General features: G+C 64.9%; 20 protein-coding genes. 11 read left to right on the top strand and 9 right to left on the bottom strand.

What is annotated here, in order from left to right:
- Positions 1-6: 6 nt before the first annotated feature.
- From FDT80_RS01590 to cysE, 6 genes are all read left to right on the top strand, one after another.
- Entirely contained in the window at positions 7-639 is a 633-nt protein-coding gene (locus FDT80_RS01590) for a DUF2460 domain-containing protein (RefSeq protein ID WP_138660488.1), read from the top strand.
- The gene (locus FDT80_RS01595; RefSeq protein WP_138660489.1) at positions 639-1,526 is read left to right on the top strand and encodes a DUF2163 domain-containing protein; all 888 of its coding nucleotides are present in this window, start codon (positions 639-641) and stop codon (positions 1,524-1,526) included. The genes FDT80_RS01590 and FDT80_RS01595 overlap by 1 nt, the downstream gene beginning before the upstream one ends.
- Positions 1,523-1,969, top strand: a complete 447-nt coding sequence (locus FDT80_RS01600) for a C40 family peptidase (protein ID WP_138660490.1) — start codon at positions 1,523-1,525, stop codon at positions 1,967-1,969. The genes FDT80_RS01595 and FDT80_RS01600 overlap by 4 nt, the downstream gene beginning before the upstream one ends.
- Positions 1,969-5,901, top strand: coding sequence for a baseplate multidomain protein megatron (locus tag FDT80_RS01605; protein WP_138660491.1), 3,933 nt, complete (start codon positions 1,969-1,971; stop codon positions 5,899-5,901). The genes FDT80_RS01600 and FDT80_RS01605 overlap by 1 nt, the downstream gene beginning before the upstream one ends.
- On the top strand, positions 5,901-6,206 hold the full coding sequence (locus FDT80_RS01610) for a DUF7742 family protein (protein WP_138660492.1): 306 nt from the start codon (positions 5,901-5,903) through the stop codon (positions 6,204-6,206). The genes FDT80_RS01605 and FDT80_RS01610 overlap by 1 nt, the downstream gene beginning before the upstream one ends.
- Before the next feature lie 107 nt (positions 6,207-6,313).
- A complete protein-coding gene (gene cysE / locus FDT80_RS01615) occupies positions 6,314-7,126 on the top strand; it encodes a serine O-acetyltransferase (protein WP_138661745.1) in 813 nt (270 codons plus the stop codon).
- Positions 7,127-7,255: 129 nt separating this feature from the next.
- Here cysE and FDT80_RS01620 read toward each other — a convergent pair whose 3' ends face one another.
- The 5 genes from FDT80_RS01620 to FDT80_RS01640 all read right to left on the bottom strand — a co-directional run bounded on the left by FDT80_RS01620 (position 7,256) and on the right by FDT80_RS01640 (position 12,876).
- The gene (locus FDT80_RS01620; protein WP_138660493.1) at positions 7,256-8,590 is read right to left on the bottom strand and encodes a pyruvate dehydrogenase complex dihydrolipoamide acetyltransferase; all 1,335 of its coding nucleotides are present in this window, start codon (positions 8,588-8,590) and stop codon (positions 7,256-7,258) included.
- Positions 8,591-8,601: 11 nt separating this feature from the next.
- Complete coding sequence (locus FDT80_RS01625; protein ID WP_138660494.1) at positions 8,602-9,975, bottom strand: pyruvate dehydrogenase complex E1 component subunit beta; 1,374 nt, start codon at positions 9,973-9,975, stop codon at positions 8,602-8,604.
- Between the two features lie 3 nt (positions 9,976-9,978).
- Positions 9,979-10,989: a pyruvate dehydrogenase (acetyl-transferring) E1 component subunit alpha gene (pdhA, locus tag FDT80_RS01630; RefSeq protein WP_138661746.1), complete on the bottom strand. Its 1,011-nt coding sequence runs from the start codon at positions 10,987-10,989 to the stop codon at positions 9,979-9,981.
- Between the two features lie 170 nt (positions 10,990-11,159).
- Positions 11,160-11,459 carry an FtsB family cell division protein gene (locus tag FDT80_RS01635; RefSeq protein WP_138660495.1) on the bottom strand — a complete coding sequence of 100 codons (300 nt, stop codon included), beginning with the start codon at positions 11,457-11,459 and terminating at the stop codon, positions 11,160-11,162.
- Between the two features lie 223 nt (positions 11,460-11,682).
- Positions 11,683-12,876: a phosphoglycerate kinase gene (locus FDT80_RS01640; RefSeq protein ID WP_138660496.1), complete on the bottom strand. Its 1,194-nt coding sequence runs from the start codon at positions 12,874-12,876 to the stop codon at positions 11,683-11,685.
- Between the two features lie 139 nt (positions 12,877-13,015).
- Between FDT80_RS01640 and FDT80_RS01645 the strand changes: the two genes are divergently transcribed.
- The 3 genes from FDT80_RS01645 to FDT80_RS01655 all read left to right on the top strand — a co-directional run bounded on the left by FDT80_RS01645 (position 13,016) and on the right by FDT80_RS01655 (position 15,155).
- On the top strand, positions 13,016-13,522 hold the full coding sequence (locus FDT80_RS01645; protein ID WP_138660497.1) for a peptidylprolyl isomerase: 507 nt from the start codon (positions 13,016-13,018) through the stop codon (positions 13,520-13,522).
- A complete protein-coding gene (locus FDT80_RS01650) occupies positions 13,515-14,072 on the top strand; it encodes a peptidylprolyl isomerase (protein ID WP_138660498.1) in 558 nt (185 codons plus the stop codon). Before FDT80_RS01645 ends, FDT80_RS01650 begins: the two co-directional genes overlap by 8 nt.
- A 105-nt stretch (positions 14,073-14,177) precedes the next feature.
- On the top strand, positions 14,178-15,155 hold the full coding sequence (locus FDT80_RS01655) for a DUF3179 domain-containing protein (protein ID WP_138660499.1): 978 nt from the start codon (positions 14,178-14,180) through the stop codon (positions 15,153-15,155).
- 124 nt (positions 15,156-15,279) lie between these two features.
- Here FDT80_RS01655 and FDT80_RS01660 read toward each other — a convergent pair whose 3' ends face one another.
- The 4 genes from FDT80_RS01660 to FDT80_RS01675 form a co-directional block, all read right to left on the bottom strand.
- On the bottom strand, positions 15,280-15,780 hold the full coding sequence (locus tag FDT80_RS01660; RefSeq protein WP_138660500.1) for a bactofilin family protein: 501 nt from the start codon (positions 15,778-15,780) through the stop codon (positions 15,280-15,282).
- The gene (locus FDT80_RS01665) at positions 15,770-17,101 is read right to left on the bottom strand and encodes a M23 family metallopeptidase (RefSeq protein WP_138660501.1); all 1,332 of its coding nucleotides are present in this window, start codon (positions 17,099-17,101) and stop codon (positions 15,770-15,772) included. The genes FDT80_RS01660 and FDT80_RS01665 overlap by 11 nt, the downstream gene beginning before the upstream one ends.
- 240 nt (positions 17,102-17,341) lie before the next feature.
- A complete protein-coding gene (locus tag FDT80_RS01670; RefSeq protein ID WP_138661747.1) occupies positions 17,342-18,145 on the bottom strand; it encodes a ferritin-like domain-containing protein in 804 nt (267 codons plus the stop codon).
- Between the two features lie 8 nt (positions 18,146-18,153).
- Positions 18,154-18,615, bottom strand: a complete 462-nt coding sequence (locus tag FDT80_RS01675; RefSeq protein WP_138660502.1) for a peroxiredoxin — start codon at positions 18,613-18,615, stop codon at positions 18,154-18,156.
- A gap of 130 nt (positions 18,616-18,745) precedes the next feature.
- Here FDT80_RS01675 and FDT80_RS01680 point away from each other — a divergent pair, with 130 nt between their 5' ends.
- Together FDT80_RS01680 and queA are read left to right on the top strand one after the other, a co-directional pair.
- Complete coding sequence (locus tag FDT80_RS01680; protein WP_246039799.1) at positions 18,746-22,123, top strand: YhdP family protein; 3,378 nt, start codon at positions 18,746-18,748, stop codon at positions 22,121-22,123.
- A 9-nt stretch (positions 22,124-22,132) separates the two neighbouring features.
- Entirely contained in the window at positions 22,133-23,209 is a 1,077-nt protein-coding gene (queA, locus tag FDT80_RS01685) for a tRNA preQ1(34) S-adenosylmethionine ribosyltransferase-isomerase QueA (RefSeq protein ID WP_138660503.1), read from the top strand.
- The last annotated feature ends 59 nt before the right edge of the window (positions 23,210-23,268 follow it).

Raw genomic sequence — 23,268 nt, forward strand, 5'->3', positions numbered from 1 at the left:
ACTCACATGCAATTTCATGAAGTCAGATTTCCGGCCTCGCTGAGTTTCGGGTCGGTGGGCGGCCCGGAGCGGCGCACGGATATCGTCACGCTGACCAACGGGTTCGAGGAACGCAACACGCCTTGGGCGCATTCGCGTCGCCGCTATGACGCGGGACTGGGAATGCGGTCTCTGGACGATGTCGAAGTGCTGATTGCGTTCTTCGAGGCGCGGTACGGCCAGATGTATGGCTTTCGCTGGAAGGATTGGTCGGATTACCGATCGGGCACCGCCACTGGTGACATCGCGTTTTTCGATCAGGTGATCGCGGTGGGGGACGGCGTGACGCGCGCCTATCCGCTGGTCAAGACTTATCGGTCGGGCGTGCACACCTATGTACGACCCGTCACCAAACCGGTGGCGGGCACTGTTCGCGTAGGCGTGGAGCAGGACGAGCTTCAGGAAGGGATCGATTATGAGATCGATGTGACCACCGGCATCGTCAGCTTTTCGCATCCACCCGATCCCGAGATGCAGATCCTGGCAGGGTTCGAATTTGACGTGCCGGTGCGGTTTGACACGGACCGTATTCAGACCAGCGTCGCCAGTTTTCGCGCGGGCGAGGTGCCGAACGTGCCGATCGTGGAGGTCCGGGTCTGATGGCGGGGATCGACGCGGCGCTTCGGGCGCATCTGGAGGGGGGGCTGACGACGGTCTGCCACGCCTGGGCCATCCTGCGCACCGATGGTGTGCGGTTCGGGTTCACCGATCATGATCTGCCGCTGGCTTTCGAGGGGATCTCGTTTCGTGCCGACACCGGCCTGAGCGCGCTGGCGCTGGCGCAAAGTACGGGGCTGTCGGTTGACAACACCGAGGCGGTTGGCGCGCTGTCCGACACGTCGATCCGTGAGGACGAGATCGAGCAGGGACGGTTCGACGGTGCGGAAGTGATTGCATGGCTGGTCAACTGGGCAGATCCGGAGCAGCGATGGCTGCAGTTTCGCGGAACCATCGGCGAGGTGCGCCGCGCGGGCGCGTCCTTTCGCGCCGAGTTGCGGGGTTTGACGGAGGCGCTGAACCGGCCCATGGGGCGGGTGTATCAGAAGCCTTGCACCGCTGTCTTGGGGGACCGTAATTGCGGCTTTGACCTGACGGCTGCGGGTTATGCGGCGGACCTGCCCGTGGAGGCGGCGGAAGACGCGCGCATTTTCACGTGGGGAGACCTGTCGGGGTTCGACGACGCGTGGTTTACCGGTGGCAGGTTCGAGGTGCTGGACGGTCCCGCGCGCGGATTGTGGGGAATAATCAAGCGGGACAGATTCAAGGACGGCGTGCGGAGTGTCGAGCTTTGGGAGCCGGTGCGGGGGCCGGTAACCGTGGGCACATTGGTGCGATTGATTGCCGGGTGCGACAAGAGGGTCGAGACCTGCCGGTTGAAGTTCAATAATTTCATCAACTTCCAAGGCTTTCCTGATGTTCCTGGCGAAGATTGGGTGATGTCTGTGCCGAAATCGACCGGGCGCAATGCCGGAGGGAGCCTGCGATGACCGCGCAGTCCGAGCGGGTGATCGCGATTGCGCGTACATGGATCGGAACGCCCTATGTGCATCAGGCATCGGTGCGCGGTGCGGGGTCTGATTGTCTGGGTCTGTTGCGTGGCATCTGGCGCGACATCTATGGTCACGAGCCCGAGGCGATCCCGGCCTATTCGATGGATTGGTCTGAGCCGCAGGGCGAGGAGCGGTTGTGGCATGCGGCGGCGACCCATTTGCGCGCCAAGGACCCGCGACGCGAGGCCGCGGGTGATGTTGTGCTGTTCAGGATGCGCGCGGGCGCAGTGGCCAAGCATCTGGGGCTTGTCGGTCGGGTGGGCGCGGGGGCTAGTTTCATACACGCCTATTCCCGCCACGGCGTGATCGAGAGCCCGCTGAGCGCCCCTTGGCGCAAACGCATTGTGGCGCGGTTTGAATTTCCCAAGGAGGGTGAGTGATGGCGACTGTGGTTTTATCGGCAGCGGGTGCCGCGATTGGCGGATCCATCGGTGGCACGCTGGCAGGTCTTTCGTCGGTCGTGATCGGGCGTGCGGTCGGCGCGACGCTGGGACGGGTCGTGGACCAGCAGTTGATGGGGGCGGGGTCGGATGTGGTGGAGACCGGTCGTGTGGACCGGTTTCGCATCACCAGTGCCGGAGAGGGCGCGCCGGTGGCGCAGCTTTACGGTCGAATGCGGCTTGGCGGGCAGGTCATCTGGGCCTCTGACTTTCAGGAGGTGGTGAGTGTCAGCGGCGGCGGAAAGGGAGGGCCGCGGCAACCCGAGACGCGCAGCTACAGCTATTCCGTCAGTCTTGCCATCGCGTTGTGCGAGGGCGAAATCACCCGTGTTGGACGTGTCTGGGCGGATGGCGAGGAAGTGGCGCCCGATGAGCTGAACATGCGGGTCTATACCGGCAGCCACGATCAGTTGCCCGACCCGGTGATGGAGGCGATCGAGGGGCCCGGTCTGGTCCCGGCCTATCGTGGCACCGCCTACGTGGTGCTGGAGGATTTGGGGCTGGAGCGGTTCGGCAACCGGGTGCCGCAGTTTTCATTCGAGGTTGCGCGTCCCGAGCAGCCCGATGCGCCGCAGGCACAAATCGATCCGACCTTTGCGCTGAAGGGCGTCGCACTTATTCCCGGGACGGGCGAATACGGGCTGGCGACCACGGAAGTCTATTATACCGACGGTCCGGCGAGCCGGTGGAACGCAAACGTCAATTCCCCAGCCCAGAAGACGGATTTTGCAGCGTCTCTTGAAGACCTGGGGGGATCGCTGCCGAACCTGGAGGCGACGTCGCTGGTGGTGTCGTGGTTCGGGTCGGATTTGCGCTGTGGCCATTGCCAACTGCGCCCCAAGGTCGAGGACAAGAGCGTCGAAGGTGAGAACATGCCGTGGTCCGTGGCTGGATTGAGCCGTGCCTCTGCCGAGGCGATGGCGCGGGATGGTGACCGGCCATTGTACGGTGGCACGCCCACGGACGCGTCGGTGATCGAGGCGGTTCAGGCGCTGCATGCGGCGGGCAAATCGGTGATGTTCTACCCGTTCATCCTGATGGATCAGATTGAGGGAAACACGCTGCCTGACCCCTATAGCGGAGCCGAGACGCAACCGGCCCTGCCGTGGCGCGGACGCATCACCCTGTCGCAAGCGCCTGGCCGCCCGGCTTCGCCCGATGGCACACCGGAGGCAGAGGCGCAGGTCGATGCGTTCTTTGGGAGCGTGACCGCGGCGGATTTCGACGTGGGTGGCGGAACTGTCGGCTACTCCGGACCGCAGGAATGGAGCCTGTCGCGGTTCATTCTGCACTACGCTGCGCTTTGCGCGGCGGCGGGCGGGGTCGAAGCCTTTTGCATCAGTTCCGAAATGCGCGGTGTGACGCAGATCCGGGGTGTCGGGAATAGCTTTGTCGCAGTCGCACGGTTGCGGGCGCTGGCGGCCGAGGTGCGCTTGATTTTGGGCGCGGACACAAAGATCAGCTATGCCGCCGACTGGAGCGAGTATTTCGGCTATCAACCGCAGGACGGGACGGGGGATGTCTATTTCCACCTTGATCCTCTTTGGGCAGACCCGGACATCGATTTCATTGGCATCGACAATTACATGCCTTTGTCGGATTGGCGCGAGGGACGTGATCATCTGGATGCCCGGAACGGCGCGGCGGCGATCTACGATCTGGATTATCTGCGCAGCAATGTCGCCGGTGGCGAGGGGTATGACTTCTACTATCACTCAGATCAGGCGCGCGAGGCGCAAATCCGCAGCCCGATCACAGACGGTGCGTTTGACGAACCTTGGGTGTTCCGGGTCAAGGACATTCGAAACTGGTGGTCAAACGTGCACCATGAGCGCACCGGCGGCGTGCGATCTGCGACCCCGACCGCCTGGATCGCAGGTTCAAAGCCTATCTGGTTCACCGAGATGGGCTGCGGGGCGGTCGACAAGGCGACCAATCAGCCCAACAAGTTCCTGGATTTCAAATCTTCCGAAAGCAGTCTGCCTCATTTCTCCGATGGCGGGCGCGACGATCTTATTCAGATGCAATATCTGCGCGCGATGGTGTCCTACTGGACGGATTCGGCGAACAACCCTGTGTCCGAGGAGTACTCGGGGCCCATGGTCGATATGTCGCGCGCTTTCGTCTGGGCATGGGACGTGCGACCTTATCCCTTTTTTCCCAACAATCGCGGTCTGTGGAGTGACGGGCAAAACTACCTTCGAGGGCATTGGATCAACGGCCGGACCTCGGCGCGCAGCCTGGCGTCCGTAGTCGGGGAAATCTGTCGCCGCGCGGGGCTGGAGGCTTATGATACATCCGCCCTGTTTGGCACCGTTCGCGGGTATGTCGTGGGGGACGTGAGCGATGCACGCAGTGCCTTGCAGCCCTTGATGCTGCGCTATGCGTTCGATGCGATTGAGCGTGACGGAACGCTGGTGTTCCGGATGCGAGACGGATTGGACCAGACGCCCCTGGTGCGCGCGCAGATGGCCATCAATCCGGAAATGGAAGGTGATGTCGAGGAAAACCGCACTGCGGAGGCCGAGATGGCAGGGCGCGTGCGGCTGCGCTTTGTCGAGGCGGATGCGGATTTCGACACTTTGGCAGAGGAGGCAATTCTGCCTGACGATGCGACCCATGCGGTTGCGACGTCGGAAATACCCATGGCGCTGACGCGCGCGGAGGCGCGGCAAGTGGCGGAACGATGGCTGACCGAAGCGCGGGTGGCGCGGGAAGGGGTGCGGCTGGCTTTGCCGCCCTCAAAACTCTCGCTGGGCGCGGGCGATGTGATTGCGCTGCCGCCCAATCAGACGGAAGGCACCGCCCTCTATCGCATCGACCGGGTTGAGCAGGGGGCGATGCAGGTCATCGAAGGCGTGCGCATCGAGCCGGAAGTCTATCGCGCCGCCGACCTGTCGGACGCCCTTGGCAATATACGCGCCTTTTCGGCACCAGTGCCGGTGGTTCCGTTCTTCATGGATCTGCCGCTGATCAAGGGAGACGAGCAACCGCATGCGCCTCATATTGCAGTTACGGCCCAGCCGTGGCCGGGCAGTGCGGCGGTCTATCGTTCGGCCACCGGCAGCGATTATCGGCTGCAGGATATCCTGCCCACACGGTCAGTGATCGGCACCACGCAGAACGCATTGCGTGCGGCGCCTTCGGGATTGATCGATCGCGGTGAACAGCTTGAGGTCAAACTGATCAATGGCAGCCTGAGCGGGGTCGAGATGGGCGCGCTTTTGTCCGGTGCAAATCTTGCAGCCATCGGCGACGGAAGCAGTGATCGGTGGGAGTTGTTCCAGTTTCAGGACGTTCAAATGGTCGCCAAGGACACTTATTGGCTGACGACCCGTCTGCGGGGGCAACTGGGGAGCGACGGGTTGATGCCGGAGGTATGGCCCGAAGGATCGTGGTTCATTCTGATGAACGGAATTCCCGCGCAAATCGACATCAGCCCCAACCTGCGCCGGGTGGCGCAGCATTACCGTATCGGTCCTGCGCGGCGTGCCGTGAGCGACCCATCGTATGTCGAGCAGGTCCGGGCATTCGACGGCAACGGTCTGCGGCCCTATGCGCCCGTGCACCTGAACGTGACGTCGGGTGCGGATGGCGCGTACCAGGCAAGCTGGATTCGGCGGACCCGTATCGGCGGCGATGGGTGGGAGGCGCCGGAAGTTCCGCTGGGAGAGGAGGCCGAGCGCTACACCGTGCGGGTTGTCAAGGACGGCGCGTTGATCCGGACGCAGGATGTGACGTCGCCGCTGTGGAGCTATGGCGCAGTTCAGCAGGCCGCTGACAGTCTGTCTGCGCCGTTTACCATCGAGGTGGCACAGGTCTCCGCCAGCTATGGTGCCGGGCTTTGGGCGCGGCGGGATGTACCTGCCTGATGCGTCCGCTGATGCACGGTGACATCACACATGCCGCGCGGGCCCTTCTGGCGGTGCCGCGTCTGGCGCGCGTTCACGTTTGCGGCGATCTGATGCGGCGGGCGGATTGGGCGGACTGTTACCGCAAACGGTTGGGCAGGCCGCACCCGTCCTGGGGCAACGGAACGCTGGCCGCGGCGGCGCGGTCGCGCCCGATTGCCCGCGAACGAACACTGGACGATCTGGAGTATTGTAGGTGCGTGGCCCTTGTTCTCGCGGGTATCATGGCGCGAAAGCAGGTGCGCGCGGCCCGATGCCGAGGCTGACGATAGCCAATATCCACATATCGCCGGGTGGAATATCCGCCATCACAGCTTTGCGTTTGGGATTTCGGGCCTATCTAGGGTATGGAGGCATCGAAAGGATCATTCTGATGGCACAAGCACACACGAAGATCGCCGCAATTGACCCGGTCTGGGACAAGATTACGGACGAGGCACGGCAAGCGGTTCACGACGAGCCGTTGATCGGTGGCTTTGTGCATGCCTGTATCCTGCACCACAAAAGCATCGAGAAGGCTCTGTCCTACCGTATCGCCGCGAAGCTTGCGTCCAACGAGATGTCGATGGTCGTGGTCCGTGAGATTGTCGAAGAGGCCTATGCAGAGGCGCCCGAGCTGGTCACCGCGGCGCGGGCGGACCTGGTGGCGATCTATGAGCGCGATCCTGCGTGCCATCGGCTTTTGCAACCGATCCTGTATTTCAAGGGGTATCAGGCGATGCAGGCCTACCGGGTGGGCCATTTCCTCTGGACCAGGGGGCAATATGACTTGGCTTATTTCGTGCAGATGCGCGTGTCTGAGATTTTCGGAGTGGATATTCACCCCGCGGCGCGGATCGGCAAGGGAATCATGATCGATCACGCACATTCCGTCGTCATTGGCGAGACGGCAGTGATCGGCGACAATGTGTCGATGTTGCATTCCGTGACCCTGGGTGGGACCGGCAAGGAAGAAGAAGATCGCCACCCCAAGATCGGCGATGGTGTTCTAATCGGTGCGGGCGCAAAGGTTCTTGGCAATATCACTGTCGGCAAATGCAGCCGCATCGCCGCGGGTTCAGTGGTTTTGGAGGACGTCCCGCCCTGCAAAACGGTGGCGGGAATTCCCGCGCGTATCGTGGGCGAGGCCGGCTGCGAGCAACCGTCCATCATGATGGATCATATGCTGGGTCCGCAGAACCGCTGACCGACGGTACATCCCAAAGACAAAGAAGCCGGGGCATGCCCCGGCTTTTGCGCTTTTGGTTGTCCGCGTATTGCGCGAACTTATTGGGGTTTCACCCCAAACCCCACGGTATTTGGGCCATCTGGAAGATCAGGCAAGCATGGCCACCGGGTTTTCAAGATTGTCCACGATGGCTTGCAGCAGTTGAGCGCCCAAGGCGCCGTCAATTACCCTGTGATCGACGGAAAGGGTCACGGACATCACGGTTGCGACCGCAACGGTGCCGTCTTTTCCGGCCACGGGTTTTTTCACGCCCGCGCCAACGGCCAAAATGGCGCCATGTGGCGGATTGATCACCGCGTCGAAATTGTCGATGCCGAACATGCCGAGGTTGGAGATCGCAAAGCTGCCGCCCTGGTATTCATGCGGTGACAGTTTTCGGTCCCGGGCGCGTGTGGCGAGATCTTTCATCTCTGCGGAGAGCGCGGAGAGGGATTTCATGTGAGAATCCTTTAACACCGGCGTGAAGAGACCGCCATCGATGGCCACAGCCACGGCGACGTCCGAAGGCCTGAGCCGAAGGATGCGGTCGCCCGCCCAGACGGCGTTTGCGTCCGGCACCGATTGCAGCGCCATTGCACAGGCCTTGATGATGAAATCGTTGACCGAAAGTTTGACGCCGCGCGCTTCGAGCTTGGCGTTCAGATCGGCGCGGAAGGACATCAGGGCGTCAAGCCGGATGTCGCGCCGCAGGTAGAAGTGCGGGATGGATTGCTTGGCTTCGGTCAGGCGGGCGGCGATGGTCTTGCGCATGCCATTGAGGGTGATTTCCTCGTAGTCGCGCCCGTCGTACATCGCCTTGACAGTGTCGGCGCCGGGGCCCGCGGCAAGCGCAGGCTTGGCGACGGCTGCTTCGGCGGTTTTGGCAGCGGGGGCTGCCTTTTGGGTGTCGCTGGACGAGAGGCCTTCGACGTCGGCTTTGACGATGCGACCCCGGGGGCCGGAGCCCTTGACAGATGTCAGATCAAGCCCCTTGTCCTTGGCGATCCGCCGAGCGAGCGGCGAGGCAAAGATGCGGTCGCCCTCTGCGGTTGTCGCGGCGGCCGGCGCCTTGGTGGCCTCGGTCGCGCCGCGGCCGTGACCGGGGGCAGGGGCCGTCGCGTCGGACGCGTCGGCAGGAGCGGCGTTCGACGATGCGTCGGTTTTGGGGGCGGCGGAGGTTTCGATGTCGTCGGCGCTTTCGCCCTCTTCGAGAAGGACCGCGATGGCGGTGTTCACCTTGACCCCTTCGGTGCCCTCGGCAATCAGGATCTTGCCGATCGTACCTTCGTCCACCGCCTCGAATTCCATCGTCGCCTTGTCGGTTTCGATTTCGGCCAGAAGATCGCCGGAAGATACGGTATCGCCCTCCTTGACGAGCCATTTGGCCAGCGTGCCTTCTTCCATCGTGGGACTGAGGGCGGGCATGAGAATTTCGGTAGGCATGAGCGCGCTCCTTAGCGGTAGGTGACCTGTTTCACGGCCTCGATCACCTCTGCGGTGGTAACGAGCGCGTGTTTCTCCAGATTGGCGGCATAAGGCATGGGCACGTCCTTGCCAGTGCAGTTGATCACGGGAGCATCGAGATAATCAAAGGCCTCCTGCATGATCACCGAGCTGATGTAGTTGCCCACGGACCCTTGTGGCCAGCCTTCCTCGACGGTCACGCAGCGGTTGGTTTTCTGGACGGACCGGATGATCGCGGCGGTGTCCATCGGGCGGATCGTGCGCAGGTCCAGCACTTCGGCGCTGATGCCATCCTCGGCCAGCTTTTCCGCGGCTTCCAGCGCATAGGTCATGCCGATGCCGAAGCTGACGATGGTCACATCGGTGCCTTCGCGCCAGATGCGGGCCTTGCCGAACGGTACGGTGAAGTCGTCCATGTCCGGAACGTCGAAGGTTCGGCCGTAGAGTATTTCATTTTCCAGGAAAACGACCGGGTTCGGATCGCGGATCGCGGTTTTCATGAGCCCTTTCGCGTCGGATGCGGAATAGGGCATGACGACCTTGAGGCCGGGCACCTGCATGTACCACGCGGCGTAGTCCTGGCTGTGTTGGGCGCCGACGCGTGCGGCCGCGCCGTTCGGGCCGCGAAACACCATCGGCGCGCCCATCTGGCCGCCGGACATATACAGCGTTTTGGCCGCCGAGTTCAGGATCTGGTCGATGGCCTGCATCGCGAAGTTCCAGGTCATGAATTCGACGATAGGGCGCAGCCCGCCAAAAGCGGCACCGACACCGATCCCTGCAAAGCCGTGTTCGGTGATGGGGGTATCGATCACCCGTTTCGGGCCGAATTCGTCCAGCATTCCTTGGGAAATCTTGTAGGCGCCCTGATATTCGGCCACCTCTTCGCCCATCAGGAACACCGAATCGTCACGGCGCATTTCCTCGGCCATGCCGTCGCGCAATGCCTCGCGGACGGTCTGCTGCTTCATCTTGGTGCCTTCGGGCCAATCCGGCGTGACGTCGGCGGCGGGCGTGGGATGCGCCTTTGCCGCGGCAGGAGCGGTTTCCGATGACTGCGCCTTGTCGGCAGGGGCCGGAGCCGAGGCGGACGCGGCCGTGTCGATATCGTCGGCGCTTTCGCCCTCTTCCAGCAGCAGGGCGATGGGTGTGTTCACCTTGACCCCTTCGGTGCCCTCGGCAACCAGGATCTTGCCGATCGTGCCTTCATCGACGGCCTCGAACTCCATCGTCGCCTTGTCGGTTTCGATTTCCGCCATGATATCGCCCGAAGCGACGGTGTCACCCTCTTTCACCAGCCATTTGGCCAATGTGCCTTCTTCCATCGTGGGGCTCAGCGCGGGCATAAGAATTTCAGTTGCCATGTCTCAAGCCTCCTGCGGGACTTCGGTTGCATAGATGTCGGTCCAAAGCTCCTCAAGCGCGGGCTCGGGGCTGTTCTTGGCGAATTCGGCGCTGTCGTTGACGATCTTCTTGATCTCCTTGTCGATGGATTTCAGATCGTCCTCGGTCGCATGATCGCCGGTCAGCAGCAACTTGCGGACCTGTTCGATCGGATCGCGTTCGTCGCGCATCTTCTGCACTTCTTCACGGGTGCGGTACTTGGCCGGATCGGACATCGAGTGGCCGCGATAGCGATAGGTCTTGATTTCCAGGATATAGGGCCCTTCACCGGAGCGGCAGTGTGCCACGGCCTTTTCGCCCGCGGCCTTCACGGCCAGAACGTCCATTCCGTCAACCGCTTCGCCCGGGATGCCGAAGGCTTTGCCGCGCTCCCAGATCTCGGCGCTGGATGTCGAGCGCTGCTGCGAGGTGCCCATCGCGTACTGATTGTTTTCAATCACGAAAATGACCGGCAGATCCCACAATGCGGCCATGTTGAACGTCTCGTAGACCTGACCCTGGTTCGCCGCGCCGTCCCCGAAGTAGGTGAACGTCACGTTGTCGTTGCCCTTGTACTTGTCGGCAAAGGCGATGCCCGCGCCCAGCGGCACATTCGCCCCCACGATTCCATGCCCGCCGTAAAAGCGTTTCTCTTTCGAGAACATGTGCATGGAGCCGCCCTTGCCCTTGGAGTAGCCGTCCTCGCGCCCGGTGAGTTCGGCCATTACGCCGTTGGGATCCATCCCGCAGGCAAGCATGTGACCGTGGTCGCGGTAGGTGGTGATCCGGCTGTCGCCTTCCTTGGCCGTGGCCTCCAGACCGACGACGACGGCTTCCTGTCCGATGTAGAGATGGCAAAACCCGCCAATCAGTCCCATGCCGTAAAGCTGACCCGCCTTTTCCTCGAAACGGCGAATGAGCAACATGTCGCGGTAATAGGACTTGAGCTCGTCCGCCGATACATTCGGCGTTTTGGCTGATTTCTTGGTTGCCATCAGGCGATCCTCCGTCATCACGCCCGCGGCGCCGGGCAGATAGTTTAGCATTAAACTATTCCTTATCGGATTCGCGCCGCCAAGGCGAGTGCATTATGACACGGATGCCCGCTTGTCCGTCAAATGCGCAGGGGGCGTCGACGATCGCGATGGCGCGGCGGGCATCGGGGCTAGCGGATCACGATCTCGTCGGTGCGGATCATGCCCAGCACGCGGCGCGCCTGTTCATCGAGCAGATCGAGATCGAGATAATCATCCGACAAGCGCAGCGTCAGGTTTTCCATCCGGTTCACATCCGCCTCGACCTGGGCCAATTGCGCGCGAAGCGCTTTTGCCTCGGCGGTGATTTCGGCGCGGCGGAAAATCCCGAAGTCGCCCTGCACGGCGGCAAAGGTGAAGTAGAGCCCGAGCGCAAAAGTCACTGCGAAAAACAGCAAAGGTCCGAGGGCGGGGCGTGCGGTGCGGGTCATCTTCGATCTGCCTCAATCGCGCCTCTTGTCGGGCGTCGACGTGACTATGGCACAGACGAATTGACTTGTGAATCCCTCGCGCGCTCTATCTGGCGGTTTGCGAACGATTTTTTTGCTTTTTTGCACCGTTTTGACGGACGTATCGCCGGTAGGCCCGGCGCGCGCCCTGAAGGTGGCCGCGCGGTGCGGCTGCTGGCCGGGCCTGTCTGTCGCCTGGGCAGGCTTACCCGCCCAAGGCCGCGACGCCCGGCAGCGTCTTGCCTTCCATCCACTCCAGAAACGCGCCCCCCGCGGTCGAGATATAGGTGAAATCATCCGCCGCGCCCGCCTGGTTGAGCGCGGAGACGGTATCGCCGCCCCCGGCGACGGAAATCAGTGTTCCGGCCCGTGTCCGCTGCGCCGCATCGCGCGCCGCCGCGTTGGTCGCCTGATCGAAAGGGGCGATCTCGAACGCGCCCAGCGGGCCGTTCCAGATCAGCGTCTTCAGCGTGGCAAAGGCATCCGCGATCGCGGCAACGCTGGCCGGGCCCGCGTCCAGCACCATCTGATCGTCGTCCAGCACCGTATCGGGCCCCAGCGGCACCACGTCATGCGGCGCACCCGCCTTGAACGCCCGCGCCACCAGCCCATCCACCGGCAACACGATCCGGCAGCCTTCCGCCTCGGCCCGCGCCATGATCTGTCGCGCTGTCTCCAGGTGGTCGGGTTCGCTCAGCGATGCACCAAGCCGCGCGCCCTGCGCCGCAAGAAAGGTGTTGGCCATGCCGCCGCCGATCACCAGCACGTCCAGCCGCCCGACGAGGTTCTCGAGCAGCGCGATCTTGGTCGAAACCTTGGCCCCGCCCACGACGGCGCCGACCGGTCGTTCGGGCCGCGACAGCGCGGATTCCAGCGCCGACAGTTCGGCCTGCATCAACCGGCCCGCGCAGCAGGGCAGCAAACGTGCGATCCCCTCGGTCGAGGCATGCGCCCGATGCGCGGCGGAAAATGCGTCGTTGCAATACACATCGCCCAGCTTTGCAAGCCGCGCGGCGAACTCCGGGTCATTGCCCTCCTCGCCGGGATAAAAGCGGATATTCTCAAGCAACACGACGGGTTTGGACGCGACCTCGTCGGTGCCCGCTTCGGCGGCGGCCAGCGTTTCGATGAACCCGACCTTGCACCCCAGCGCCGCCTCGAGCGCGGGCAGGCAGACCCGCAACGACATATCCAGCACCACCTTGCCCTTGGGGCGCCCGAAATGCGCGATCAGGATGGGGCGGCCGCCCTTTGCCAGAATATCCCGGACCGTGGGCGCAATCCGGTCGATACGGGTGGTATCGGTGACGCGGCCATTCTCCACGGGTACGTTGATGTCCACCCGGACCAGCACCTTCTTGCCATCAAGGTCCATATCGTCCAGCGTTTTCCAGCCCATGCCGCGTCTCTCTTTGCTTGTCGTTCATGCCAGTCTTCGCGGCAGTGTTTTGCCGCATTCGACCCTAAGGTCAATCGCTCGCTTGGCAATTGCGGCGCGGAGGCTTAGGTAATCGGCAACGGAATGACAGGAGAACCCCATGGCCGAGATCAAAGACCCCGAAAACACCATCCTGATGGAGCTGAAAGGCGGCACCGTCACGATCCAGCTTTTGCCCGACGTGGCGCCCAAGCATGTCGAGCGGATGAAGGAACTGGCCCGGTCGGGCCAATACGACAACGTGGCGTTTCACCGCGTGATCGACGGTTTCATGGCCCAGACCGGCGACGTGCAGCACGGCGACATGGAAGACGGCTTCAACATCCGCATGGCGGGCACCGGCGGGTCCGACCTGCCCAACCTGCCGGCGGAATTCTCCAAGGTGCCGCACGCACGCGGCAGCCTCGGCGCGGCGCGGTCGGCAAACCCCGACAGCGCCAACAGCCAGTTCTTCATCAATTTCAAGGACAACGATTTCCTGAACGGTCAGTACACCGTCTACGGTCAGGTGATTTCGGGGATGGAGCATGTCGATGCCATCACCAAGGGCGAACCGCCCGCGAACCCCGATCGCATGATCTCGGTCAAGGTGGCCGCCGATGCTTAAGGGTCTGACCGCCTCCGCGCTGGCGCTGGCCTGCGCCGGTGCCGCCGGGGCCAGCGGGATCGAAATCACCGTCGCGGGCGAGGGGGCCAACGGCACCATCACCATCGACCTGTTCGAAGACGTGGCCCCCGGTCACGTCGCGCGCATCACCGACCTGGCCCAGGCGGGCGCCTACGACACCGTGGTGTTCCACCGCGTGATCGACGGCTTCATGGCCCAGACCGGCGATGTGGAATTCGGCAAGTCGGGGGGCGACATGCGCCGCGCAGGCACGGGCCGATCGGATCAGCCGAACCTGGCCGCTGAATTCTCCGACGTTCCCTTCGAACGGGGCGTGGTGGGCATGGCACGGTCCCAAGACCCCGACAGCGCCAACAGCCAGTTCTTCATCATGTTCGACGAGGGCGCCTTCCTGAACGGCCAGTATACCGTCGTGGGGCGCGTCACGCAGGGCCTCGATGTGCTTGACGCGATCAAGCGCGGCACCGGCCCCAACGGCGCTGTCGTGGGCCAGCCCGACATGATGCAAAGCGTCGCGGTCATCGACTGATCCGGGCACCGGGCCCGTGCGCGGGCTGCGCACGTTGCGTCAAATTCTTGTGGGGCGGGCTTTGCGGCCCGCCCTTTTTGCGTCAGTCTGTGGTGGATCCAAATCATGGGTGCCGCCGTGCCGACGTTTCGCCTGATCCTGTTTCTATGCCTGCTGCCTGCCATTGCGGTCGCCGATCCCGCGCGGTGGCGATCGGAATGGCCGCAGACCGATTTTTCCATGACAAGCGTGACCGACTGGTCGGAAATACGCTCCGGAGGTCCGGGAAAGGACGGCATTCCGGCGCTTGATGCGCCGAAGTTCCAAAGCGCCGCGCAGTCGGGCGATCTGGCCGGGACCGAGCCGGTGATCACGCTCGAACTCGAGGGGGCCGTGCCGCGCGCCTATCCGGTCCGCTACCTGATCTGGCACGAGATCGTGAACGACACCGTTGCCGGCCTGCCGGTCGCAATCACCTTTTGCCCGCTCTGCAATTCGGCCCTGACCTTTGACCGGCGCACGCCCGCGGGGGTGCTGCGGTTCGGTGTCACCGGAAAGCTGCGGCATTCGGACATGGTGATGTATGACCGCGAGACCCAGAGCTGGTGGCAACAGGCCGAGGGCCGTGCCATCGTGGGCACGCTGACCGGGACCACCCTGCGTGCCTTGCCGACATGGATGGAAAGCTGGGCCGCGTTCCGGGAACGGCACCCCAAGGGGCTGGTGATGGTCGAACCGGCCTTCAACCGCAGCTATGGTCGCAACCCTTATCGCGGCTATGACACCGCGGCAAAACCGTTCCTGTACGACGGTGCGCCGCCGCCACATGGAATCGCGCCGCTGGCGCGGGTCGTGCGGGTGGGCGACAGGGCCTGGCCGCTGACCCGGCTGGCCCGTCTGGGCGAATTGCGCGAGGCGGGGCTGGTGTTGTCGTGGCGCGCGGGCCAGGCGTCGGCGCTCGACACCGCGAATATCGCACAGGGGCGCGATGTCGGCAGCATCCGGGTGCGCGACGCGTCGGGCCGCGATGTGCCGCATGATGTCATGTTCGCCTTTGCCTTCGATGCCTTCTGGCCCGAAGGGACTTGGATGATCGGCCGGTAGGGCGGAACGAACCCAGATCGCCGCAGCCCGGCGCCGGATTCGGGATAACCGGCACGCCGCTATAGAAAACAGGCGCCGCAGAACCCTGCGACGCCTGTGTATCCGTTGCCGAAATGCGCGTCGCTCAGGACGCGGGGTTCGGCTTGGCCGTCGGCGTGGTCTTGGCGCCGGGGTTCAGCGGATCGTCCTGACGCTGCACCGAACCTTCGAAATGCGCGCCGCTCTCGATCGCGATGGTCTTGTGGATGATGTCACCCTCGACCCGCGCGGTCGAAGTCAGCCGCACCTTGAGACCGCGCACGCGGCCCACGATACGTCCGTTGATCACCACGTCGTCGGCAATCACTTCGCCCTTGATCGTGGCGCTTTCGCCAATGGTCAGCAGATGGGCGCGAATGTCGCCCTCGACCGTGCCTTCGACCTGGATGTCGCCGGTGGTCTTCATGTTGCCCGTCACATGCAGGTCCGACGACAGGATCGACGCAGGCGGCTTTGCCTTGGGTGCGCTGGCCTTGAATTCGTTGGACTTGTTGGTCGCGGCCGGGGCCGACTGGCTGGGTGCCGCAGGCTTGTCCGCCTCTGCCGACTTGGGGCCAGGTTCGTTGATTTTGCTCTTAGAAAACATCGTTTGCAGCCTTGATATAGATCATGGGATTGACAGCTTTTCCACCGACGCGGACTTCATAGTGCAGGTGCACGCCGGTAACTCGTCCTGACGCTCCCATATCACCAATGTGGTCCCCGCGCGATACCCTTTGGCCAACTTTCACCCGCAGCTTGGACAGATGCGCATAGCGGGTCTCGATCCCGAATTCGTGCTGGATCTTGATCAGCCTGCCATAGCCTGACGCCCAACCCGAGTGGATCACGACGCCATCCGCCGTGGCATGCAACGGGGTTCCGATGGAGGCGGCGAAATCGACGCCGTTGTGCATCCGGCGACCGCCCGTCTTGGGGTCGCGCCGAAAGCCGAATTCGCTGGTAAAGCGGAAAGCGCGTTTCACCGGCGATGCAAACGGCGCCTGCTGCGCGGCGATCCGGTAGAGGTTCAGCGTGTCCATCTGACGCAACAGGCGGTTGGCGCGCATCGCATCGGGCGACGGCTCCTCGCCTCGGGTCGAAAAGCTGAGCGGCGTCAACGGGCCGCCCTGGCCGGAATAGCCCCGGCGCACCTGCTCCAGTATCCGGTCGGTCGGCATGCCCGCGCTGCGGAACATCTTGTCGAGCGGGGCAACCGACACCGACATGGCCTCTTCGAGCTGGCGAAAGATCTGGTCGTTTTGGTCTTCCATCAGGGCGATCTGATGCGCCATCTCGTCGGCGCGCAGCAACGCGTCCTGCGCATCGGCAATCACCTGGTCACGCTCGGCGGCGGTCTGGGCCAGCGCGGTCGCTAGGAAATCGGTGGGCGTGCTGCCGGCGGGTGCGGCGCTGGCGGTGCCCGCGCCGCCGGTCTCGATCTTGCTCTGAAGATCGGCCAGTTCGCTGCGCGCGGCTTCGCGGTCCTTCATGGTGCCACGCAGAGTTGACTGGATCACGTCGATCCCCGTCTCCAGTTCGCGGCGCCGTGTTTCCGAGGACAGCAATTCGGATTGCATAACGGAAATCTGCGCCAGTGCCGCGTTGAACCGCTCCTGGGCGGCCAGCGCCTCTTCGGCGCGCCCGTCGCGTTGGGCCGACAGATCGTTGAGCCGCGCCTGGTATGTCTTTTGCTCGCGCTTGGCCTGTTCGCGGAAGTTGCCCGACCCGATGCTGTCCATCAGGATGATCGCGGTCGCCACGATCGCCCAGGCCACCAAAAGCGCGCAGCCGCCAAAGGCGATGACCTGTGTGCCCGGACGCAGGCGGATGAACCGGGTGTCAGTGTCGGATTTCAGAAAGACCCGGCGCTCGGGAAAGTACTGTTCCAGAATGCTGTGTATCTTGATTGCGACGCGTGTGCGCACTTGCTCTTCCTCGTCCCTGTCCCATCTTGCGGCGCGCCAGTCCCCCAACCACAACGCCTTGAGGGTCGTGAATAGACAGCACGCCCCAATGGGGCAACCCTGTTCACCGATGCGCCCCGCAATGCGCGACCAAATGCAGCATATGGGCAAAAAACCGCCTACCCCAAGGGTTTGCGGCCTGGCCCTGATCTTTGTCATGCGCGAATCGCGGATCGCGACCAGCAGCGTCGCAGCCCGGCGTCACACCGCCAGCGGCCAGTAGAAATCGGGCGGGATGCCCGCCTCGGCACGCTTTTCCTCGTTGAAGGGCGGCTTCAGCCCGCCGTGGAAATACTGGCCGACCAGGGCGTGAAACCGTTCCTTGGGGTCTTCGTCATGGCGCCCGCAGAGAAAGTGAAACCACTTCGATCCATAGGCCACATGCGCGACTTCCTCGGCATAGATCGTCTCCAGCGCCGCGACCGCGCTGTCGGCCTTGGCGCGGCGGAACACCTCTATCATGCCGGGCGTCACGTCCAGCCCGCGCGCTTCCAGTACCATGGGCACGACCGCCAGCCGCCCCATCAGGTCGTCGCGGGTATCCTCGGCGGCGCGCCACATGCCGGCGTGCGCGGGCAGGGCACCGTACTGGCTGCCCAATTCCTCAAGGCAATCGGCCATCAGGTTGAAATGCTTGGATTCCTCGTCTGCCGCCTTGACCCAGTCGTCATAGAACCCCATCGGCATTGGCACATGCGCAAAGCGCGCGATGACGTCCCAGTGCAGGTCCACGGCGTTCAGTTCGATATGCGCCACCGCATGCAGCAGCGCCACGCGCCCTTCGGGCGTGCCGGGGCGCCGGCGCGGCACGTCGCGCGGGCTCAGCAGTTCGGGGGCGTCGGGCCGCGCGGGATGCAGGGGCGGATCCGCGCGGCCGATCGGGGGCGCGTTCCCGGCTGCGCGCGCCGCCTGCCACTGCGCGGCCAGCCGCCGCGACAGGGCGGTCTTTTCGCGGCCCTCCGCGGTGCGCAAGACGGCCTCGGCCATCTGCGCCAGCGGCATCACCGCATCGCTCACAGCGCGCGCACCGCGGCCAGCACCTCTTCGACGTGACCGGGCACCTTCACCTTGTTCCAGACCTTCGCGACCTTGCCGTCCGCGTCGATCAGCACAGTGGTCCGCTCGATCCCCATGAATGTCTTGCCGTACATCTTCTTTTCCGTCCACACGCCGTAGTCCTCGCAGACGGTGCCATGCTCATCCGACAGCAAGGGCACGCTCAGGTCATGCTTGGCGGCGAACTTGTCATGGCTGGCAATGCTGTCCTTCGACACGCCAAAGACCTGCGCGCCGGCATCGGCGAACGCCTGCCGGTGATCGGAAAATCCGATGGATTCCTTGGTGCAGCCCGGCGTATCGTCGCGCGGATAGAAAAACAGCACGACCGGTGCGCCGCGCAGGTCCGACAGGGTCACATCATCGCCACCGTTGCGGGGCAGGGTGAAATCGGGGGCAGGTTGGGAAATCTCCGGCATGGCACTCTCTTGGCTTGGAACGTGAATATGTGACTGTCATACTAGGGCAGGCCCCGCCAGATGAAAGGGGCCGCCCCGCAGATTGCGCCCAGCGTTTTCCATCCCGTCACAGACGAGACCTTCACCGATCTTGAGCCAGCCCAACGCCCCCTTGGACCGACGACCGCGCAAGACCCGCTTGCGCCGGGCCGGACTGTGGTCGCTCGTGACGGTGCTGGCGCTGGCGCTGGTGGCCGGTGGCGGCATCATCTGGCTTCTGGGCAAGCCGATCCTCGCGCCGGATTGGGCCCGCGACCGGATCGAGACGCGGCTGGCGCAGGTCCTGCCCGAGGCGCGCGTGCAATTCGGCGAGGTGGAAGTGGTCGTGGACGAGGGCTGGCGGCCCCGCGTGCGGGTGCGCGACGTCGCGGTCGCGGCGCCCGACGGCACACCGATCGTCGAAGTGCGCGAACTCAAGGCCAGCCTGTCGATGCGCGCCCTGCTGCAACGCCAGATCGAGCCGCGCGCGATCAGCCTGACGGGCATCCTCGCCAGCCTGCGGCGCGGGCCGGATGGTCGCGTGGCGCTGTCGGGCGGCGGCCTGCCACAAGCACCCGCGCGCGAGGCCGCCGACCTCGCGCAACTGGTCGGTCAGGTCGATACACTGCTGCAACGCCCCGGACTGGCGAGCCTGCGCAGCCTCGAGATCCGGGCCCTGACCCTGCGGTTCGAGGACGCCCGCGCCGGTCGCGCATGGACGGTGGATGGCGGGCGCGTGCTGCTGACCCGCGCGGCCGACGATCTGCAACTCACCGCCGATCTCGCGCTTCTGAGCGGCAGTGCGGGCGTGGCGACCCTGGCCGCGAACTACGCCAGCACCATCGGATCGCGCGCGGCCAGCTTCGGCATCACCATCGACGGGGTCGAGGCCGCGGACATCGCGACGCAGGGCCCCGCCTTTGCCTGGCTGCGCGCCCTGCGCGCACCCATTTCCGGGGCGCTGCGCAGCGGTGTGGCGGCGGATGGCACGCTGGCGCCGCTGAACGCGACGCTCCAGATCGGGTCGGGCGTGATCCAACCCACACCACAGACCAAGCCGGTGCCCATCGACGGCGCGCGCAGCTATTTCAGCTACGATCCCGCGACCCGGGTGCTGACCTTCGACGAACTGTCGCTGCGCAGCCAATGGGTGTCGGGCCGGGCCGAGGGTCAGGCCTTCCTCGAAGCGCCGAGGGCCGCTGCCGGCGGCGCGGCGCTGGGGGATCTCGTCGGGCAGTTCCGGCTGACCGACCTGACAGTCAACCCCGCCGACCTCTATCCACAGGCGGTGCGGATCGACACAGCCGAGATGGATTTTCGCCTCGCCCTCAATCCCTTCGTGCTGACGCTGGGGCGATTGCAGATCGCCGATCAGGGCGGGGTGCTGACGGCCAATGCCACCCTTGCCGCCGATCCGGGCGGCTGGCGGCTGTCGGCGGATGCGGGGATGGACGGCCTGACGCCCGCGCGCCTGCTTGAACTTTGGCCGCAAGCGGTCAAGCCGCGCACCCGCGACTGGCTGGACGCGAACCTGTCCGGCGGCGTCCTGCGCGATATCGACGTGGCGCTGCGCAAAGCGCCCGGTCAACGCGCCGGTCTGTACCTGAGTTTCGATTTCGACGGCGCCGACATCCGCGTCATGAAGACCCTTCCGGTGATCGACGCGGCGCAGGGGCATGCCAGCCTGCTGGAGAACCGCTTTGTTCTGGCGGTCGATCACGGCACCCTGTCCGCGCCGCAGGGCGGCGAGGTCGATATGGCGGGATCGTCGTTCATCATTCCCGATGTCACCGTCAAGGGCGGCGCGCCCGCCATCGTGCGCCTGTCCACGCGCAGCACCATCACCGCCGCGCTGTCGCTGCTCAACCAGCCGCCGATGCAGGTGATGGACAAGGCGGGCCAGCCGGTGACGGTCGCTGACGGGCGGGCGCTCTTGCAGGGCACCGTCGCCCTGCCGCTGATGCCGAAATTGCCGCCCGGATCGGTCGAATACGACGTGGCCGGAACGCTGCTCGACGTGCGCGCCGACGGGCTCGTTCCGGGCCGTGTGCTCGCCGCGCCGCGCCTGTCGCTGACGGCGTCGAACGAGGCGGTGCGCATCGGCGGGCCGGGGCGGATCGACGGGGTGAATTTCGATGCCGCATGGCTTCAGCCGCTGGGACCGGACCGCGCGGGTCAAAGCAGCGTCAGTGGCACACTCGAAGTGTCGGAGCGCACGCTCGATACCTTCAACATCGCCCTGCCGCCCGGATCGGTGCGCGGGCAGGGCACCGCCCGGATCGACATCGCCCTGTCCAAGGGACAGCCCCCGCGCTTCGATCTGCGCTCCGATCTGGTGGGGCTGCGCGTGGCGGTGGACCCGCTGAACTGGCGCAAGGCGGCGGGGACGGCGGGCAGCCTGGCGGTGGCGGGGCACCTGGGCGCGGTTCCGGTGATCGACAGGCTGGCCTTCGATGCACCGGGGCTCAGCGCTGCCGGCTCCGTCACACTGGCCGCCGGCGGCGGGCTCGACCGGGTCCGCCTCGAGCACTTGCGCGCAGGTGACTGGCTGGATGCGCCGATCGATCTGGTGGGGCGCGGCGCGGGGGTGCCGCCGCGGGTCGTCGTGCGGGGCGGCACGCTTGATCTGCGCCGCGCCGAATTCGGATCGTCGGGTGGCCCCGGCGGCCCTGGCGCCCCGCTGACCGTCGCGCTGCAGCGGCTGCAGATCAGCGACACGGTGGCGATCACCGCGCTGAACGGCGACTTCACAAGCGGCGGCGGACTGGACGGCAGCTTCACCGGTGCGGTCAACGGCGGCGCGACCGTCGCGGGGCGGGTGGTGCCGGAAAACGGGCGCAGCGCCGTGCAACTGACCGCACAGGACGCGGGCGGCGTGCTGGCCTCTTCGGGGCTGCTGCGACAGGCGCGCGGCGGCACGATGGGTCTGACGCTGCGGCCCGTGGGATCGGGCGGCGCCTTTGACGGAACATTGAACGTGCGCGATGTCCGGGTGGCCGATGCGCCCGCAATGGCGGCCTTGCTGAATGCTATCAGCATCGTGGGCCTGCTCGATGAACTCAGCGGCACCGGCATCTATTTCTCCGAAGTCGACGCCAAGTTCCGGCTGAGCCCGTCGCGCGTCACCCTGACGCAAGCCAGCGCCGTGGGTCCGTCGATGGGCCTGTCGATGGATGGGGTCTATGCCACCCAGACCCGGCAACTGCAGATGCAGGGCGTGATTTCGCCGGTCTACCTGCTCAACGGGATCGGCAGCATCCTGACCCGCAAGGGCGAGGGGCTTTTCGGGTTCAACTACACGTTGCGCGGCACGGCGGACAAGCCGTCGGTGTCGGTCAACCCGCTGTCGGCTCTGGCGCCGGGCATGTTCCGCGACATCCTGCGCGCGCCCGCGCCCACCGTCCCGCGCGAAGCCGGCGAGGCACCGGCGCCTTCGCCCGATCCGGGGCCCGTCAATCCACCGCTTGTCGATCCGGGCGTGGGCCGCTAAGGCCAAGCCATGAAACTGAGCGATTTCGATTTCGACCTGCCCGAAGAGCTGATTGCGACGCGGCCCGCGACCCCGCGGTCCTCGGCGCGGATGCTGGTGGCCGAGGGCTGCCGCCTGACCGATCAGGTGGTCACCGACCTGGTGGGGTGGCTGCGCCCCGGCGACCGGCTGGTGCTGAACGACACCCGCGTGATTCCCGCGCGCCTGTCGGGCCTGCGCCACCGCACCGGCGCGCAGGGCGCCACCAGCGCCCGGATCGAAGCGACCCTGCTGGAGCCGCGCAGCGACGGCACCTGGGCGGCCCTGGTCAAACCGCTGAAAAAGCTGAAGATCAACGAGCAGATCGTGTTCAGCGACCAGTTGTCGGCCAGGCTCGAGGGGATCGCGGACGGGCAGGGCCACCTGCGCTTCAACCTGACGGGAGAGGATTTCGACGCGGCGCTGGCGCAGGCGGGCGCGATGCCTCTGCCGCCCTATATCGCCGCCAAACGCCCCGCGGATTCGCGCGATCTGCAGGATTACCAGACCGTGTTCGCCCGCACGCCCGGCGCGGTGGCCGCGCCGACGGCCTCGCTGCATTTCGACCGGCCCCTGCTCGATGCGCTTGCGGCGATGGGCGTGACCTTTACGCATGTCACCCTGCATGTCGGCGCGGGCACGTTCCTGCCGGTCAAGGTCGAGGATGTGACCACCCACAAGATGCATGCCGAATGGGGCCAGGTGAGCGCCGACGCGGCCGCAGAGATTGCCGCCACCCGGGCGGCGGGCGGCCGGGTGATTCCCGTCGGCACGACCGCGTTGCGCCTGATCGAAACCGCGGCCCGCGGCGGCACCATAAAACCGTGGGAAGGACCGACCGATATTTTCATCTATCCGGGCTTTGAATTTCACGTGACCGACGCGCTGATGACCAATTTTCATCTGCCAAAATCGACACTTATGATGCTTGTTTCGGCGCTGATGGGCCAACAGGCCGTGCGTGACATCTATGCGCACGCCATCGCCGCGCGGTATCGTTTCTTCTCTTATGGCGATGCCTCCTTGCTCTTGCCGGCCGGGCGTGACAGGCGGAAACCGACGCCTTAGGTCGCGACCTGGCCCGACAGGGCCGGCGCAACACGTCAGGTGTCGCCTCACGTTGTACC

The organism is Sulfitobacter sabulilitoris (genome assembly GCF_005887615.1).
In the GTDB taxonomy this organism is placed as follows: Bacteria; Pseudomonadota; Alphaproteobacteria; order Rhodobacterales; family Rhodobacteraceae; genus Sulfitobacter_E; species Sulfitobacter_E sabulilitoris.